Source organism: Paenibacillus sp. GCM10028914 (assembly GCF_042666275.1).
Lineage (GTDB): Bacteria > Bacillota > Bacilli > Paenibacillales > Paenibacillaceae > Paenibacillus_AQ.
This window is the reverse complement of record NZ_JBHTFO010000016.1, coordinates 361692-379064: the sequence shown is the minus strand read 5'-3', so window position 1 is coordinate 379064 and position 17373 is coordinate 361692. Positions and strand designations below refer to the sequence as shown.

The window sequence follows — 17373 nt, the reverse complement described above, 5'->3', positions numbered from 1 at the left end:
TTCTCATTTTTGATCTTACCGAAGTAAGATCGGTTTAACTCACTCGTTGTTCAGTTTTCAAAGATCAACCACTTCATCGTCGTTGTTCACTCTCGTTCGCAACAACTCTTATATCATATCACACTCTTTCGAAGTTAGCAAGCTTTTTTTGAATTTATTTTTTTCAATTCAATTTAGCTTGTTACTTAGTATTTCGTGTGCCGTCCGTATCTCTCGGCCGGATTTATAATATACCACGAACCAGAATTAAATTGCAACTATTATTTCAAAAAAATATATTAAAGATTATAAGAATAAGAATATTCAAAAAGTTCCTTCATTATATGTGCTTAAATTAAACACTAAAAACACATAGAAAAAAGCCGTCTCTATTAGAAGAGACGGCTTCCAGAACAGTAATTATTCGATACCTAGGAATATATATCGAAGAATAATGATGACGAACAACACCCACATTAACCAATGAACTTTTGTATCCCGGCCTGTCATTTTTGCAAATACAGCTAGAATTACATAAGAAATGATACCTGCAGAGATACCGTTAGCGATACCGCCAGTGAAAGGCATCAAGATGATCGTCATGAATGCTGGGAATGCTACAAAGAAATCATCCCAATCAATTTCACGAACTTGGCTCATCATCAGAACACCAACAATGATCAAGGCCGGAGCGGTAGCTGCCGAAGGAACAACCAATGCAAGCGGCGCAAGGAATAACGAAAGAACAAACAATACTCCCGTTGTTACAGCAGTCAAACCTGTACGTCCACCTGCAGCAACACCCGAAGCACTTTCAACGAATGCTGTTACTGTACTTGTACCAAGGAATGCACCTGCGCTGACACCAGCTGCATCAACCAACATCGCTTTACCAAGCTTCTTCTCGCCTTCTTCTTTATTCTTCAGAAGTCCGGCACGATTCGCTGTACCAACCATGGTACCAAAAGTGTCAAACAATTCAACAAATGTAAAGATGAAGATAACTTCTAGAAGACCGATGCCAATAGCACCTTTAAGGTCCATTTGACCAACTGCGAGGTTATCAAAGGAAGGAATCCAGCTTGCACCACTAAGTCCGGATACATCCGTAACCCCCATTGGGATACCGATTAGCGTCGTAGCGACGATCCCAATCAACAATGCACCTTTAACTTTGAGAACCATCAATATAGCGATCAGGAACAATCCGATTAGAGCGAGCAGTGTATCACTTTGCTCTATAAAGTTACCAAGAGATAAGTTGAAAGCACCACCAGCTACTGGTTGTGCGATATCTGTTCCTGGATTAATTTTAACCATAACGAGATTAGCCAGCTTCAATCCGACAATCGTAATAAACAAACCGATACCAACAGTGATTGCGATTTTCAGATTGTTAGGTACTGCTTTTAAGAGCAACTGACGCACTTTCGTAACTGTAAGAATGATAAAGATAATACCGGAGAGAAAAACCGCTCCCAAGGCAGCCTGCCATGTAATGGCTCCGTTCGAGCTCAATACAACGGTCATAAAATAAGCGTTCAGACCCATACCCGGAGCAAGCGCGATCGGAATATTAACGAACAAGCCCATCACAATCGTTACGAGACCCGCACCTACTGCTGTGGCGAAAAATACGCCTTCTTGCGGAATGCCTGCACCATCAGGTCCAAGAAACAGGTTGTTGACAAAAAGAATGTACGCCATCGTCATGAATGTGGTCATACCTGCGATAATCTCGGTTCTAACATTTGTTCCGTGTTCCTTTAGTTTAAAGAAACGCTCCATTGTTGAGATATCCCCCTTAATATTAGTGACCAACGACGAGAAAAAGCCCTGAGAAAAATTCTCCCAGGGCACCCGCTTATAAAAAGATTCGCTTAACAATTGCACATCGCGCCATAAACTTCCATCCGGGACTTGAACAAAAGCATTCATTCAAACTCCGGATGCAGCATGTCCGTATCCGCACCATTGCCGCTCTTCTTTTCGTAGCCAGATCATTACGGTGACCTTGTAGAGACTCCCGAGCCAATTCCCGGGATTATACGAAAAAGCACTTATCGTTGTTGTCATTTATTAAACATATTCTAGGACGAAGCTCGAAACTTGTCAATAACAAAAAGCGAATATTAAACATTTATAATAATTACAATGTTCGGAAATTGACCAAATCAATGGAATAAACATAGTCACAGAGCACTATTCATATTAAAAAAACACCCCCATCTACGTGAATCAGCCCGCATTACAGGTCAGGCTTTCTCCTAGCTGAAGGTGTTAATTAAAAGGATTATTCAAGTATTTCCACACATGTTTCAGGTTAGCTTTTAAATGCATTCAATTTTATATTCGAGAATTGCTGTGGTATATAGAATTTATTATACATTAACGGATAATTTGGCTCTGTGATGCTGTAGAGAGCTTCTAATAGTAAAAAACATTCATTCTGACCGATTAATTTCTCTTTCCGATCCGCTAAATTAACGGTATGTGTAAATCTGATTTCAATATTGCTATGGTTAGCATCAACGTAGGCTTCGTTCTCTAAAAATTCCAGTAGTTGTGTCTTATTATTGAGATCCAAGGATAAGCTTTCTATCGTTTGCATGGACATAAAAGTAAATGCATAAGCAAGTAGCTTCCCTTCCTTTCTATACAAACGTTCCAAAGCTAGTACTTCAGATGAATCCCTCTTTAAAACTTGTTTCGTATGTTCCGTTTCCGGATCCAGTCGATAATGAACATCGATTTGGTCAAAAGTACTTATATGACATTTATGCATGGGGTTACTTAGTTTTTCTAATTGAACATCCTCTTGTTTATTAAAAGATTCAAGTACAAAGTTTCCCTTACCACGTACATTCCTTACCAATCCATCATCTTGCAAAAGGACTAACGCCTGTCTTAAGGTTGCGCGACTAACTCCTAGTTTTCTTGCTAAATCCGGTTCTGACGGGAGCTGGCTACCTGCGTGGTACTCTCCCTTCGAAATTTGGAGAAGAAGTTCGTCATATACATTTATGTAGAGCGGCCGTTTCAATTTGTCTAATTGTTTTGTATTCATTTTTATTGTGTCCTTTTCTATAAATTCAAACTTGTAATGATGATTTTTTGGCCGAAAATAAACGAGAAATTCTATCTTTGTTTCGATTATGACACATCATTTTCCAGGCGACAAGAAATGACACTTTCTTCTTCACTAAAAAGATACAAACCTCCAAAATGGATTTTGGAGGTTTGTACGAAGTCATAAGTTATTTTAAATATTGCAAGAAAGATTCACCGTATTCCGGCATTTTCACATCAAAATTATCTGCAATAGTTGCACCAATATCAGCAAATGTATCATGTTCTGGTAATTCCCCACTATCCTTGAGTTGTTTAGAGTAGGCCAGAACAGGAATATATTCACGAGTATGGTCTGTTCCATGGAATGTTGGATCATTTCCGTGATCAGCCGTAATAATTAACAAATCATCCTCGTGAAGAGCGTCAAATACTTCGTCTAATCGCTTATCAAATTCCTCTAATGCTTTTCCGTAGCCCACCGGATCACGTCGATGTCCGTATAAGGCGTCAAAGTCAACCAAGTTCAAAAAGCTCATTCCGGTGAAATCCTTCTTCATGACTTCAAGCAGTTTATCCATTCCATCCATGTTATCTTTCGTACGAACGGATTCTGTAACGCCCTCACCATCAAAGATATCATTGATTTTTCCGATAGCGATGACATCGTAGCCGCCGTCTTGCAGGTTATTCATGACCGTTTTATTAAATGGTTTCAAAGCATAGTCGTGACGATTGGACGTTCTCTTAAAGTTCCCAGGTTCACCTACATAAGGTCTCGCGATGATCCGACCGATTAAATAAGCAGGATCTTTCGTAATCTCCCGAACTTTTTCACAAATATCATACAACTCTTCGAGTGGAATGATTTCTTCATGAGCTGCAATTTGCAGAACTGGGTCAGCAGATGTGTAGACGATCAGATCACCTGTTTTCATTTGATGTTCGCCATACTCATCAATAATGGCTGTTCCGCTTGCAGGCTTATTCGCTACGACTTTTCGTCCTGTCACGTCTTCGATCTGTTTTATTAATTCGTCAGGGAATCCATTAGGGTATACATTAAATGGTTTATCAATATTAAGACCCATGATCTCCCAATGCCCTGTCATTGTATCTTTACCGACTGATTTCTCTTGTAATTTCGTGTAATAGGCAAGAGGTTTATCTGCTTTCGGTACACCTATAATTTCTTCAATATTGGACAGTCCCAATTTTGCTAAGTTAGGCAGATTTAATCCGTTCATATGTTCTGCAATGTGTAGCAAGGTGTGGGAACCTACATCATTAAAATCCGCCGCATCTTTTCCTTCTCCAATTCCCACGGAATCCATGACGATCAAATGTACACGTTTAAATTTCTTCATTCTGATCTCTTCCTTTCTCTAGTTCTGTGGAGACCGTTTGTCTACTTTACGCCCCAATAAGAACCAGAACAATACGATTGATACTGCAGCAATCGCTGCAAGAATGATGATGATACTACTATAGTTTAGTGCGGTAGGATCCTCGGTTACAAAGCGTAAGAAGCCGAATTGCAAATCCTTCTTATCGATCAACAAAGCGGAATAGGTGAAACCAACGGACATCGCGATATTGAGACACAAATTGTAGAATCCGAGTGCCGTACCTGATTTTTCAGTTGGTACCTTTCTAAGACTAATGTCGATAAGCGGAGCATATAGCAGTGCAAAGCTGCAAGAAAACAAAATTAGAGAGATAACGAATACTGCGATGGATGTTTTTATGAAAAAGGCACCCAGTAATAAACTAATAAAAATTAAACTAAAGGCAAGATAAACACATTGTTTACTGTTTAGGTACTTACCAATTTTACCGGATAGGGCACCAACCAATGCAGCTAATAAACATGCAGGTATGAACATCAAGGACACAGAATCCAGTTTAATGTCATATACGGTTGTTAATAAAAACGAAAGTGTATTCAACGCATAAGCGGAATATAGCGTATTAATGATAAATGCAACCACTAACGCAAATAGAAACTGTTTGTTTTTAAAGAAATCAATAGTGATAAAGGCATTCTTATTTTTACTTATATAGAACAAGAACGCGATCACAGAGACAATAAAGAGTACGAACAGTAACCAATTGAATGAAGACATGTACAACATGATTGAAGTAGCAATAATCGCAACAATGAAAAGACCAATAAAGTCTAGATTATTCTTCTTATTTTCTTCTTTTGGCAAATGCTTAAGAATAGAAGGTAGAAGCAACAAGCTAAGCAAAGGAATCAAGAACAGGTTTTGCCACTCTAGATACGTAGCAACAAATCCCCCTGTTAATGTACCAATAACGGTAGCAAGCTGGAAACTGCTTGTACTATATCCCATATATCTCTTCTGTTCTGCTTCGGATGCATATTTCGTAATGAATACTAGGTAAAGGGTTTCTGTTGCACCTAGACCAGCAGCTTGGACAATTCTTGAAAACACAATTAACCAATAATTTGTATGTGTAACATAACCTAGTAATGATCCTACGCAAATAAGTAAAATACCTGCCGTCAGTAGATTTCGTATACTGATCGAATCTGATAGAGATGAATAAACAACTGCACCAATACCGATGACAAGCCCTGCAAGCGTTACTTGCCAGCTTACCGTACTTGCAGAAACGCCGAAGTACTCGACTAAATCTGGAGAGATAATCTTAAACGAGTTATCGATTACGAGTGAAAAAATCATTAAGAGCAATATAACCGGAACGATTTTCCCTAAGTTTACTACCGGTTTATTTCCAGCTGAACTATTCATGGTATACCTCCAATATCTGATGTAAAGCAAAGATGTATAACAGCGCTTACATTGGGTGTATAAGGTTCCCTTCACCTCTTGATTATGAAGTAAAGGAAACCTTTTCTAAACTTATATCTATTCACTCTTGCATAGAAAAAGTTGTTTTTATGCTAATTCCAATGCAATCTCCATCATTTTAGTGAATGCAGTTTGGCGTTCTTCAGGAGTTGTTTTTGCTCCAGTAATGATATGGTCACTAACGGTTAGAATACACAATGCATTTACACGTGCTTGGATAGCATTCCAATAAAGTGCTACAGATTCCATCTCAACAGCTAGTATTCCCATCTCGCGCCATTTATCCATCGCTGTTGGATCCGCACTGTAGAAAATTTCACTTGATAAAATATTACCGATATGAACTTTTTGACCTTTATCATCCGCAATTTTCTTTGCTTTCTGTAGAAGATCAAAAGAAGCAGTTAATGGATATTGTCCAGGTAAGTTAAACTGATGACCATAATTGGAATCCGTTGCAGTTCCCATACCAAAAATAACATCATATAGTTCAATGTCTTCTTGCATTGCACCACAAGTACCAATTCTGATTAGATTCTTAACTCCAAATACATTGATTAGTTCCCAAGAATAAATCCCCATGCTTGCTGGTCCCATACCAGTACCCATCACTGAGATTTTCTTCCCTTTATAAGTACCAGTGTACCCTAGCATTCCTCTTACTTCGTTAAAGCACTGGTAATCTTCCAAGAAGGTTTCTGCAATAAACTTTGCTCTTAATGGGTCTCCAGGTAACAGAATCGTTTCAGCAATTTCTACGCCATTCGGTTTAATATGAGGTGTTTCTTTGGTAGTAATCATTGTCTGCTTTTGCTCCTTTAGTAGATAATTAAGACAACTTGTCTAACTTGTCTATCCTGTCTATTTTTTAGACAAGACAAATTTAGCATATCTTTTCGTTTTGTGCAAGCACTTTCAAAATGACAATTTGTAGTCTGAACTATGCGTCACGACAAGAAACCATTACACGAAACAATCGCCATAAATGAAAAAAACTTGGCAGAAACCTATTCATAAAATAGGCTCTCCAAGCTTTGTATTATTTATAATTCGTCTTCCCAAACTTCTTTCATCAATTTCGTTATCTGTGCCTTACGCTGTTCTGTCTCATGCTTATCAGTTCTCCATAAGCCATCAACTAATATAACAACGTCACCAACCTTGACATCTTTAGCTATTTTCTTCGTGCTAACATCAATTGTCTTTCCTTCGACTTCAATGACTATATATTCTCCTTCAAGCCTGTCAACAATCCCCTTCATACTTTCCACTCCTTTGTTATTCACAAGCAACTCCATCTCCATCCCGGTCAAGCTTTGAGCTATATCCTGGATCACCTTTATATAATGGAGCCTTTCCCGCTTCTCTTACCGCAGTGCAGTTCTTGTAGTAGACATTAGTTTCTTGACTAGACTCTTGCTTAGCTGGAGACTTATCAGTTGTTGAAGAGCTTGATGATTGTGATGTAGTTGAAGAGTTCGCAGAGCTTGATGGTTTAGTTACCGCTGGTGTATCAACTGGTGTATCAACTGTTGTAGTCGCTGGTGCTTTCCATTCATTCTGAGAGGTTGTAATCTTCTCCCCATTGGATGTAAAAATGATATTGCCCTGTTTATCGTTCCTATATATTTTAACCTTTTTATCAGCAAGTCGTTTTAAAATACGATCTGTCGGATGGCCGTAACTGTTATCTCCGACTTGAATCACTGCATATTTAGGATTAACCGCATTCAAAAATGACTGACTGGTAGAAGAGTTAGAGCCGTGATGCCCAACCAACAATACATCAGCTTTTAGATCAGCACCACTAGAAAGCATGTCTTGTTCACTCTCAGCTTCAGCATCGCCAGTGAATAAGAATGAATTGCTGCCAAATGTAAGTTTGATTACAGCACTCATATTATTTTTGTCATTATAAGTATTTACGGGAGCAATCATTTTCACGGTTAACTGATCATCAAGTTTAAGAGTAATCCCAGCTTTAGCAGTGGAGACCTTTAAATTTTTGTTTGCAATCGATGTCAATAAAGACTCAAACGTTTTTGTGTTAGAGCTTATCTTAGGCATATATATACTTCCAATATCAAATGCATCCACAACTGCATCTAATCCGCCAATGTGATCTGCATCTGGATGTGTTCCAATCAAGACATCTACTTTCTTAACCCCTTGCTTTTTCAAGTAGTTTACAACACGCTCTTCATCATCGTTGTTACCGCCGTCAATAAGCATTACTTTGCCGCTAGGCGAAATAATCAATTGTGATGCACCTTGTCCAACATCTATGTAATGCACCTTAAGCTTGCCTGTTGGTGTCGTTGAAGGCCTCTCTACAGGTGTCTCTGTCGTCTGATTTACGACTTTATCTACGGAATTATCTACTGTCTCCGAATTATCTACTGTCTCCGACTTGTCTACTGTATTCTCTACAGGTTTCTCTTGGGTTACTGGTACTTTATTATTAGCGCTATCCTGTTTATTATTAGCCGCCTTATCACCATTTGACGCTTCACCTGTATCTGTAGCTGCAGGAACCTTGTTGCTTGTAACTTCTTCAGTTTTCGAAGAGGCGATCTCACCCGATCCCTGAGAGCTGTTAGTCTTGGAGACGGTTGCATCATCTACTGGTACGAGCGCTCCTCCAACAAGAAATAGAACAAAACAAGAAATCAAAAGAAACAGACTATTCTTTCTACCACTTATTCTAAGGAATTTTAGATTTCCTTTAATTAAACCGATCAAAGATAAGATCATACCGACCATAGACAAAAGAATCAAAATAACTGCCGTGTTTTCCATTATGTAAGTCCCCATTCATGTTCGTTTTTCTAGCTGCATACTTAACTCTGATGAAAGAACATTACAGAGTATGAAACTAATATAATGAATAACTCAATAACCCCTCATGACTGCAACACCCCCTTCATTCCTATGCCATATTTCATCGTATATGGTCACACAAAAAATCTCCATAATTTGCGTTATAGCAAATTATGGAGATTAAGCTATGTCTTGAATTTAAAAAATAGTGGGAACCAAGCCTCCGTCAACACGCAATGCTGCCCCTGAAAAAGAAGAAGCAAAAGGGCTGGAAACAAAAGCTGTAAATCTTCCAATCTCTTCAGGTCTAATTAACCGCTGAATCTGGGAAAGAGGACGATGATTTTTCATGAAATCTGCTTCCCAGTCTTCAGGTGCGATGGAACTGTCATGATACATGTTTTCCAGCATTTCCTGAACACCTTCTGTTAATGTAGACCCTGGCATAATGGTGTTTACAGTGACCTGAGTACCTTTCGTAAGCTTCGATAAACTCTTCGCAAGGGATAGATTCATCGTTTTTGTCATGCTATATTGAGGCATTTCACCAGAAGGCATCAGCGCTTCCTCGCTAGCAATAAAGATAATTCTACCGAAGTCCTGTTCCAGCATATGAGGCAAATAAAATTTAGATAATGCATTTCCAGACATAACATTTACCTTGAAGAATTTATCCCAAGTTTCATCCGAGATATCCCAGTAACTCATCGGCTGGAAAATCCCCATATTATTGACCAAGATATCGACCTCTGGATATCCCCTGAATAGCTCTTCTCTCGCTGAAGAATCTGCTAAATCTGCCGGAGCGCCTTCTGGTTTCGTATTCCGAAACATTTCTTGAATTTCATTAACAACTTTTGCAACATCATCCGGTTGACGGCCATTGATAATGACGTTAGCTCCTTCGCGTGCTAGTTCTATAGCAATTGCTTTTCCAATACCTTTTGTGGAACCAGTCACTAGCGCACGCTTATTCTTTAAGCCTAAATCCATCACAATCACTCCTTTCTTTCACAGGATTCAAAGACTGCTAGATGTTGTGATGAACTACATCACGAAGTTGAATTGATCTGGATTTGGTCCTACACGCAAATCTTCATTCAGTGCACTGATTGTTTTCATGTCCTCATCAGACAATTGGAAATCAAATAATTGCGCGTTACTCTTGATTCTTTCTGGTTTTACTGATTTTGATACCACCAAAATATCCTGCTGAATTCCCCAGCGAAGAACAATTTGAGCCACTGAACGGCCGTGTTGTTCAGCAATCGATTGAATCGTCGGATTTGTCAAAATTTGACCTTGCATCAATGGAGACCATGCTTGAATAGCAATTTGATGTTTTTGACAAAATTCTCTTAATTCATTTTGAGTCAGTTTTGGATGCAGCTCAATTTGATTCAATACCGGCTTCACTGTAGCAAACGACAATAGTTTCTCCAAATGATGCACCTGGAAGTTGCTTACACCAATTGCTTTGATCTTGCCGCTCTGATACAGGTACTCCATAGCCTTCCAAGATTCCTTATACGCATCGTGGCCTGGCCAGTGAATGAGGTAAAGATCCAAATAATCCAGTCCTAGATCTGCAAGACTTTGTTCAAAAGCTTTAATGGTTTCATCATAAGACAAGTGGTCATTCCAAACCTTCGATGTTACAAATAAATCTTCTCTTTTTAGGTTTGCAGCAACCAGACCCTCTTGAATGCCAAGTCCTGTGCCTTTTTCATTACCATATATTTGAGCAGTATCAATCAAGCGGTATCCGTTTAGGATAGCTTCTTTTACTGCGTCCTTTGTTTCATGATCCGGCACCTGAAAAACCCCTAAGCCAAAACCAGGAATTTCAACACCGTTAGCTAATTTCACTTTATCTTGTAATGAATTAATCATTTTTGTATCCTCCTTATGACTGATCATGTTTGCATAAATGAATATACACTTCCAACAGAAAATTAATCTAGTACCCACTTTTTTGTGCTATAGTAACTAAAAAGTAAGTATTAAGTCGCTAAAGGATTGAAGGTTAATGGAGGAGAAAATTTACAATATCGGTGTTGAGGCAACGATGGATGTAATTGGAGGTAAATGGAAACCAATCATTCTATGCAATTTACGTTATGATTCCTTGAGACCGAGCGATTTACTGCGAAAAATCCCAAGTATCAGCCAGAAAATGTTGATCCAACAACTGCGGGAATTAGAAAGGGATCAGATTGTGACTCGTAAAGTTTATAATCAAGTACCGCCAAAAGTTGAATACTCACTCAGTGAATATGGAGAAACATTAGGAGATGTGCTTGATATTTTATGTCTTTGGGGAGAGTCTCACACTAAGCATTTAATCGCAGAAGGAAAAAATGTTACTTTGCGTTGCAATAACTAAACATCCTGCTGAACCGAGCTGCGCAAGAACGCAAGCGAAAAAGCAGTTAATAAATAAAAGAGCTAACCGATTTGTCGGTTAGCTCTTTTTTGATAGATAACTATTCCCACTCAATCGTTGCTGGTGGTTTGGATGTTACGTCATAAACGATACGGTTTACATTATCCACTTCGTTTACGATACGAACGGAGATCTTCTCCAGAACATCCCACGGAATACGAGCCCAGTCAGCTGTCATTCCGTCAATGGATGTAACTGCACGGATACCTACTGTGTATGAATACGTACGAGCGTCACCCATGACACCTACACTCTTCATGTTAGGCAATGCTGTGAAATACTGCCAGATCTCACGATCAAGACCAGCTTTAGCGATCTCTTCACGCAAAATGTAGTCGGAGTCACGAACGATTGTCAGCTTCTCCTCTGTCACTTCACCAAGTACACGAATCGCAAGACCCGGACCTGGGAATGGCTGACGCCATACGATTGCTTCCGGCAGACCCAGTTCTTCGCCGACTTTACGAACTTCATCCTTGAAGAGCGCTTTAAGAGGCTCGATCAGTTTGAATTTCATATCCTCAGGCAATCCGCCAACATTGTGGTGGGATTTAATCGTTTGCGCTGTATCTGTTCCACTTTCAACAATATCTGTATAAAGCGTACCTTGAGCCAGGAACGCGAAGTCATCAAACTTACTTGATTCCTCATCAAATACATAAATAAACTCGTTACCGATGATTTTACGTTTTTGCTCAGGATCATCCACGCCTTTCAGCTTGGACATAAAGCGCTCACGTGCGTCGATTTTGACAACTTTCATGTCAAATTTGCCGACAAACGTATCCATTACGCTCTCAGCCTCACCTTTACGGAGCAGACCATGATCAATAAACATACATGTTAACTGGTCACCGATCGCTTTGTGAATGAGCTTAGCGACAACGGAAGAGTCAACACCACCGCTAAGTGCGCATAGTACTTTTTTGTCGCCTACTACTTCACGGATTTCACGAACTTGCTCCTCGATGAAGCTTTCCATCGACCAGTTACCTTCACATTTACATACTTCATATAGGAAGTTGCGGATCATTTCATTACCATTCACAGAGTGACGAACCTCTGGGTGGAACTGTACTGCGTAAAGATTCTTCTCTTCATTACTCATAGCAGCAATTGGAGCGGACTCTGTACCCGCATCCAGTTTGAATCCAGTTGGCAGGGTAACTACATGGTCACCATGACTCATCCATACTGTTTGCTTTTGCTCCAGGCCTTTTACTAAAGTAGAGCCTGCATTAAATTCGAGATCAGCTTTGCCGTATTCGCGCTTGGAAGCACGCTCAACCTTACCGTCAAGCTGTTGTGCCATCAGCTGCATACCATAGCAAATTCCGAAAATCGGAAGTCCCAGATCATAGATAGCTGGATCAACATGTGGTGCATTTTCAGCGTACACACTGGATGGACCACCGGAGAAAACAATACCGCGTGGCGAGAGAGCTTTGATCTTGTCGACTGGTGTATTGTAAGGCAATAACTCACTGTAAACACCAAGATCGCGAATGCGTCGTGCAATTAGTTGATTATACTGTCCACCGAAGTCCAAGACGACGATGATTTCATTAGGTTTATTCATTACGGGCCTCCCTTGATTATTGAGATTAATTATACGCAACCCCAATTCGTACCGTCAAGAAAAGGGAGGTTAGTTTTCACACCCGTTTTTTTACAATTGTACGACATTGGCGTAAATAGTGGTTTTTTTCAGTACGTGAAAGCGGTTCTTTCATATATGCAACTCTTTCCCAACGGCTTGCAAACATTTCAATTTCCTCACGAAATTTGTCGTTTTGAATATTCAATGACTGTATGTACTTTTTGACCGTTATTCCCGGCTCCATAGCACCATACCTTTTCTCTATTCGCTTCCACACTCTGTCTGAAAATAAGGTTAGTCGGTCCCGTTCAGTAAGTGTCGCAAAAGATCTGAGACTTTTAAAAGACAGATTCCAGCGCTGTTTTAGTACCCCCACAGCAATCCATGCCAGAAGAAATAGTCCTATAGCGATCGTTGCTATAATCATACTTGTATGTGAGAACCAACCACGAAAGGTGTCTCTGATCGTTTGCATCATTTCCGTTAATCGAAACGTGTTATCAGTTGATCCGACCGTTGCCGTTTCAAGTAATGACGTTCCGTCTAAGTCACCATAAAATCCTGGTGTGGGATCGAATGCTACCCATCCTTCTTTCGGAAAATAAACCTCAACCCATGCATGGGCTTCTCCCTGCGTAACAAGGTAAGCCTGTTCCGTCCCTTGAATTTTCTCCCCAGGGGCAAAACCCATGACATAACGAGCGGGAATACCCTGAGTGCGCAAGAGCACAACCATTGCCGTTGCGAAGTGAGTACAATAGCCTTCCTTGGAATCAAATAAAAAGTGATCGGTAAAGTCTCTACCTGCAGGAGGAACCTTTGTTTTTAGCGTATATTTATACTCCTGCTCCAAATAGGATTCGACAGCAACTGCTTTTTCATACCTGCCTGATGCCCCTGCTGTTATAGTTTGTGCCAGATCATGAACCTCCTGTGGTAATGACTCAGGAAGCTGTAGATTTGTTTTCAAGATTGAGTCAGGATCCGTGCCCAAAGAGCCCTGCTGTAATCTTTCCTTAGGCGCCTGTAGATTCGCCTCTAACGAATAGCTAATAACACGAGGATTATGCTCTTTGAATCGAAGACTACTGGATTCAGGATCTGCAGTGATAACGGTCCCTAGCTTCTTTCCGTCTATACCATTTACTTCATCAATTCTCGAAGTGATGCCACCTGAAAATAGCGGAAGTCCTGATGAGGGCGGAGCTTCCAAGGTTATTTTTTGTGTGATCCGATCAGCTCGATTATTCGTTTCAAACCGCGTGCTACCCGAACCCTCCTCTATTTCCACAAGGTTTACCTTGCTCATATCTGCACTCCAGCGTCTCCCATTATAATAATTCAGAGACTCACCACGCCAGTATGTTGATACAGGCGTCTCCGCCGTAAAGAATGGATCTCGGCTCAACTTTAGAGGACCTCCCATATCCGATCCGAGAGAATCATAGCCCGTCAAAGTCGTGCCTGCATTAATCTTTCGATTAGACATGCCCGAAGACCATTCTTGAAATTTATCGGCCATTGCAAAAATCGTAAACCCAGAAGCCGATCTAGCAGGCAGAAACTCTCCCCCTGCACGCATTAAAATAGCCACCGCAATGGTTAGAATAAGAACACCAGCGCTCCAACCGAGTAAGATATTTACGCCCAGTTTAGATTTAATACTGCGCTTAACCGAACCTGAACCTTCTTCATCCCTTAATCGGAATAACAGCATCAGCCCCTGTGCTATAAGAATATAGCATCCTGCCCTGAACATGTTGTCCCTTACCGGGTTCTCAAGCATCGCTTCCATTACTGCTAGATAAACAATGGTCGTCCCACCGAACAACCAAATCGTACCGCGGTATAAGGACAGCATATGTACCGCGGACACCATCACTCCCCAACCGAGAATTAGGACAAGTGCTCTCGTCTCATCACTAAGATCACTAAAGAGCCACCGATCTGCAAGAACATTCATATCCTGGGGAAGAACGTCAGATACATATTTTAAGAACCAGAAGAAAGAATCCTCAGTACCAAATAGCCGTCCCCAGAGCAGCAAGACAGCTACAAAATTGATCGGAAACCATACCCATTCCCGAATTGTAAACAATCCCTGCATTAACAAAATAACGGCCAAGATCGACAACGTTTCAAGCATGGTTTGACCATTCTCACTGCCCAAACCCTGCAATGGAAGAAGCCATTCCATAAACAAACCGAATACTGGTATTGTAATAAGCAGTCTCAAGGATAGCGATGCAGAAGAAGAACGACGTATCCATCGAGCCCCTGCAGGATCAGCCGTAATGACGGATTTATCTGATAAGCTGCTGGAATTCTCCATCATCGCCGCCTCCTCTGATCATCGTAATCTCGTAAATGTCTCCCTCATTTATATGCATCAGCCGCCCTCCTGCGCGGAGAAACAGATCTTCGGATAGTTCTCCGACATATAAAGGCTGCGCCTCTTCCACATGGGTCTGTGTAACGTCCAGTTGTAAGCTAGACTTTATATTTATATCTGGAGGCGGATAAATGCTGAATATACTTACTTTTCTACCCGATCCCAGTATGCGGATAGCCGTTTCTAGCAATGTTTGATTGATCTTGCCGGTAACAAGAAGCAGTTCGGTTTCATGACTTTCACCTTCTGCAGCTAGTTGCAGAATCTCAGCTGCTGTACCCTTTACCGGTTCGAAGGGAACCGATGCGAGTGGAATCAACATCTCCTGTTCATTACGCTCTTCCGTTCTCCCAGACCGAACTGATGCCCGTCCTATCCCACCAATCCAAAGTGATGGCGTCCCAAGTGTAACTGCAGATGAGTAAATTAATCCGGCTGATGCAGAAATCGCATCCTCGAAGTATGTATCGGACTCGTTCTTCGAACCTTTTTCTAAAGGATAACCAGCTTTCGAGGTATCCAGAATGATACATCGATCTACACTACGCCCTGGTTGAGGCAGAATCGTCTGTAGTCGTCCAAGTCTTGCAGAATTTCTCCAATGAATTCGGTTTAATGGATCACCCGGGATGTAATCTCTAAGTCCTTGTCCAGGCATAGCGGAATAGATAGACTTCGGTACGTCCTCGGTTTCTTCATCCACCCCATAGGGTAAGTCAACCAAACCTCGCATGTTCATCGGACGCGGCAAAACTGTAAGCCCCACACGGCTTTCTACTACTCTACTAGAGCGGAACCAACCGAACATATCTCCCCACTCCACCACAGAATCTATAGAGGGCCAAAATCCTCGCTTCCATGTTTCAAGTGTATAAGAATAGCTGACCGAATGACGGAATCCAGGAAACCAAAGCTTACGAACGGTGTGATCACCAATCTTGTCAGTGAGCATGATCCAAGGCAGCGGTATCCAAGATTTGAATTGAATCGTGACATTAATCTCCGTGTCTTCTCCAGCATATAAACAGGCCGGAGAAACGGTACGCTGAACACTAATACGAGAAGGGCCTAATATTTTGAGCAGCAAACCATTTAAGAGCATCGCTGAACATAACCACCATAGGAACTGGAGAGCTTGTCCACCTAGCCAAACATAGAGTCCAAAGCTAGCAATCCATATACTTAGCGCTCTTCCCCATTCAAGACCACTTCGTTTCATGCCCGTCCCCCCTTACGGCTGCGTTGGCGTGGAAGTTCAAACAACTTAAGTAATGTCTCAATGACCTCTTTCTGTCCTAATCCCAGCGCCCGCGCATCATAACCTAAATGGATTCGGTGGGATAATACCGGTTCCGCTACTCGTAAGCAGTCATCAGGTATAACATACATCCGTCCTTCCATAAACGCAGACGCTTGAGATGCGCGCATCCAGGCCAGTGTTCCTCGTGGACTAATCCCAAGTCGCACTCCTTTTTGCCTACGTGAAGCATCAGCGACTTCTACTAAATATTTCTTAATGCTTTCATCTACATAGACCCTAGCAACCATCTGCTGCATAGATACCATCTCTGAATCAACCACGAGTGGTTTGATGTGTTGTAACATATTCTGATTATATCCGCGCTCCAGCATCAACATTTCATTAACAATCCCAGGATAGCCCAAAGATAACCTCATTAAAAAGCGGTCCATCTGCGCTTCCGGAAGGCGATTCGTTCCTTCAAACTCGTAGGGATTCTGTGTAGCCAAGAGAAAGAACGGTGTCGGCAGTGAATAACTCCGTCCATCTACCGTTACCTTTCCCTCTTCCATGGCCTCTAATAAGGCAGATTGAGCCCTTGGTGATGCACGGTTGATCTCATCAGCCAAGACAATATTGGAGATCACAGGACCTGGTCTAAACTCGAACTCTCCGATATGTGGATAATAAACCGAGGTTCCTGTAATATCACCTGGCATCAAATCATAGGTGAATTGGATCCTTCCAAAATCGCAACCTAGACAGGCTGCAATCGTGCGCACAAGCATTGTTTTTCCTACACCAGGTACATCCTCTAAAAGCACATGACCACCTGCAAGCATGGCCATAAAGGTCAATCGAATTTGCTCATCATGACCGACAATAATACTACCCACTCGTTTCATTACTCTTTCTAGCAGTTCAGGGGCCCACTCCGGGTAAGGAGTCTCTTCCTGATAAATGGATGAACTAAACAATGGCCTCTAA

At 41.2% G+C, this 17373-nt stretch carries 14 protein-coding genes and 1 riboswitch; of the genes, 1 reads left to right on the top strand and 13 read right to left on the bottom strand.

The genetic code is table 11. The features are described from left to right. Positions 1-399: 399 nt before the first annotated feature. From ACFQV5_RS17385 to ACFQV5_RS17345, 9 genes are all read right to left on the bottom strand, one after another. Entirely contained in the window at positions 400-1767 is a 1368-nt protein-coding gene (locus tag ACFQV5_RS17385) for an NCS2 family permease (protein ID WP_379248619.1), read from the bottom strand. Between the two features lie 184 nt (positions 1768-1951). Beyond that, positions 1952-2051, bottom strand: a riboswitch (purine riboswitch). 251 nt (positions 2052-2302) lie between these two features. Beyond that, the gene (locus tag ACFQV5_RS17380; RefSeq protein WP_379248618.1) at positions 2303-3046 is read right to left on the bottom strand and encodes a GntR family transcriptional regulator; all 744 of its coding nucleotides are present in this window, start codon (positions 3044-3046) and stop codon (positions 2303-2305) included. A gap of 190 nt (positions 3047-3236) precedes the next feature. Further along, positions 3237-4415: a phosphopentomutase gene (deoB, locus tag ACFQV5_RS17375; RefSeq protein WP_379248617.1), complete on the bottom strand. Its 1179-nt coding sequence runs from the start codon at positions 4413-4415 to the stop codon at positions 3237-3239. A gap of 18 nt (positions 4416-4433) precedes the next feature. Further along, complete coding sequence (locus ACFQV5_RS17370) at positions 4434-5828, bottom strand: MFS transporter (protein WP_379248616.1); 1395 nt, start codon at positions 5826-5828, stop codon at positions 4434-4436. A 147-nt stretch (positions 5829-5975) separates the two neighbouring features. Then, positions 5976-6689 carry a purine-nucleoside phosphorylase gene (gene deoD / locus ACFQV5_RS17365; RefSeq protein ID WP_379248615.1) on the bottom strand — a complete coding sequence of 238 codons (714 nt, stop codon included), beginning with the start codon at positions 6687-6689 and terminating at the stop codon, positions 5976-5978. Positions 6690-6931: 242 nt separating this feature from the next. Continuing rightward, positions 6932-7150: a DUF3006 domain-containing protein gene (locus ACFQV5_RS17360; RefSeq protein ID WP_379248614.1), complete on the bottom strand. Its 219-nt coding sequence runs from the start codon at positions 7148-7150 to the stop codon at positions 6932-6934. A 16-nt stretch (positions 7151-7166) separates the two neighbouring features. Then, on the bottom strand, positions 7167-8687 hold the full coding sequence (locus ACFQV5_RS17355) for an MBL fold metallo-hydrolase (protein WP_379248613.1): 1521 nt from the start codon (positions 8685-8687) through the stop codon (positions 7167-7169). A 219-nt stretch (positions 8688-8906) separates the two neighbouring features. Further along, entirely contained in the window at positions 8907-9701 is a 795-nt protein-coding gene (locus tag ACFQV5_RS17350) for an SDR family NAD(P)-dependent oxidoreductase (protein ID WP_379248612.1), read from the bottom strand. Between the two features lie 54 nt (positions 9702-9755). After that, on the bottom strand, positions 9756-10601 hold the full coding sequence (locus ACFQV5_RS17345) for an aldo/keto reductase (protein ID WP_379248611.1): 846 nt from the start codon (positions 10599-10601) through the stop codon (positions 9756-9758). A 136-nt stretch (positions 10602-10737) separates the two neighbouring features. On the opposite strand from ACFQV5_RS17345, the gene ACFQV5_RS17340 reads away from it, so the two are divergent. Beyond that, positions 10738-11094, top strand: a complete 357-nt coding sequence (locus ACFQV5_RS17340) for a winged helix-turn-helix transcriptional regulator (RefSeq protein WP_379248610.1) — start codon at positions 10738-10740, stop codon at positions 11092-11094. Between the two features lie 100 nt (positions 11095-11194). Here the strand turns inward: ACFQV5_RS17340 and guaA are convergent, their stop codons facing one another. The 4 genes from guaA to ACFQV5_RS17320 all read right to left on the bottom strand — a co-directional run bounded on the left by guaA (position 11195) and on the right by ACFQV5_RS17320 (position 17363). Further along, positions 11195-12733, bottom strand: a complete 1539-nt coding sequence (gene guaA, locus ACFQV5_RS17335) for a glutamine-hydrolyzing GMP synthase (protein ID WP_379248609.1) — start codon at positions 12731-12733, stop codon at positions 11195-11197. Between the two features lie 76 nt (positions 12734-12809). Further along, complete coding sequence (locus ACFQV5_RS17330) at positions 12810-15089, bottom strand: transglutaminase TgpA family protein (protein ID WP_379248608.1); 2280 nt, start codon at positions 15087-15089, stop codon at positions 12810-12812. Next, positions 15058-16365, bottom strand: a complete 1308-nt coding sequence (locus ACFQV5_RS17325) for a DUF58 domain-containing protein (protein WP_379248607.1) — start codon at positions 16363-16365, stop codon at positions 15058-15060. Before ACFQV5_RS17325 ends, ACFQV5_RS17330 begins: the two co-directional genes overlap by 32 nt. Next, a complete protein-coding gene (locus ACFQV5_RS17320; protein WP_379248606.1) occupies positions 16362-17363 on the bottom strand; it encodes an AAA family ATPase in 1002 nt (333 codons plus the stop codon). Before ACFQV5_RS17320 ends, ACFQV5_RS17325 begins: the two co-directional genes overlap by 4 nt. Between the last annotated feature and the right edge of the window lie 10 nt (positions 17364-17373).

Excerpts from the sequence above, each read along its gene's own strand:
- ACFQV5_RS17355 (WP_379248613.1), bottom strand. The coding sequence starts at position 8,687 with ATGGAAAACACGGCAGTTATTTTGATTCTTTTGTCTATGGTCGGTATG.
- ACFQV5_RS17330 (WP_379248608.1), bottom strand. The coding sequence starts at position 15,089 with ATGATGGAGAATTCCAGCAGCTTATCAGATAAATCCGTCATTACGGCT.
- guaA (WP_379248609.1), bottom strand. The coding sequence starts at position 12,733 with ATGAATAAACCTAATGAAATCATCGTCGTCTTGGACTTCGGTGGACAG.
- ACFQV5_RS17340 (WP_379248610.1), top strand. The coding sequence starts at position 10,738 with ATGGAGGAGAAAATTTACAATATCGGTGTTGAGGCAACGATGGATGTA.
- ACFQV5_RS17380 (WP_379248618.1), bottom strand. The coding sequence starts at position 3,046 with ATGAATACAAAACAATTAGACAAATTGAAACGGCCGCTCTACATAAAT.
- deoB (WP_379248617.1), bottom strand. The coding sequence starts at position 4,415 with ATGAAGAAATTTAAACGTGTACATTTGATCGTCATGGATTCCGTGGGA.
- ACFQV5_RS17370 (WP_379248616.1), bottom strand. The coding sequence starts at position 5,828 with ATGAATAGTTCAGCTGGAAATAAACCGGTAGTAAACTTAGGGAAAATC.
- ACFQV5_RS17385 (WP_379248619.1), bottom strand. The coding sequence starts at position 1,767 with ATGGAGCGTTTCTTTAAACTAAAGGAACACGGAACAAATGTTAGAACC.
- ACFQV5_RS17360 (WP_379248614.1), bottom strand. The coding sequence starts at position 7,150 with ATGAAGGGGATTGTTGACAGGCTTGAAGGAGAATATATAGTCATTGAA.
- ACFQV5_RS17345 (WP_379248611.1), bottom strand. The coding sequence starts at position 10,601 with ATGATTAATTCATTACAAGATAAAGTGAAATTAGCTAACGGTGTTGAA.
- ACFQV5_RS17325 (WP_379248607.1), bottom strand. The coding sequence starts at position 16,365 with ATGAAACGAAGTGGTCTTGAATGGGGAAGAGCGCTAAGTATATGGATT.
- deoD (WP_379248615.1), bottom strand. The coding sequence starts at position 6,689 with ATGATTACTACCAAAGAAACACCTCATATTAAACCGAATGGCGTAGAA.
- ACFQV5_RS17350 (WP_379248612.1), bottom strand. The coding sequence starts at position 9,701 with ATGGATTTAGGCTTAAAGAATAAGCGTGCGCTAGTGACTGGTTCCACA.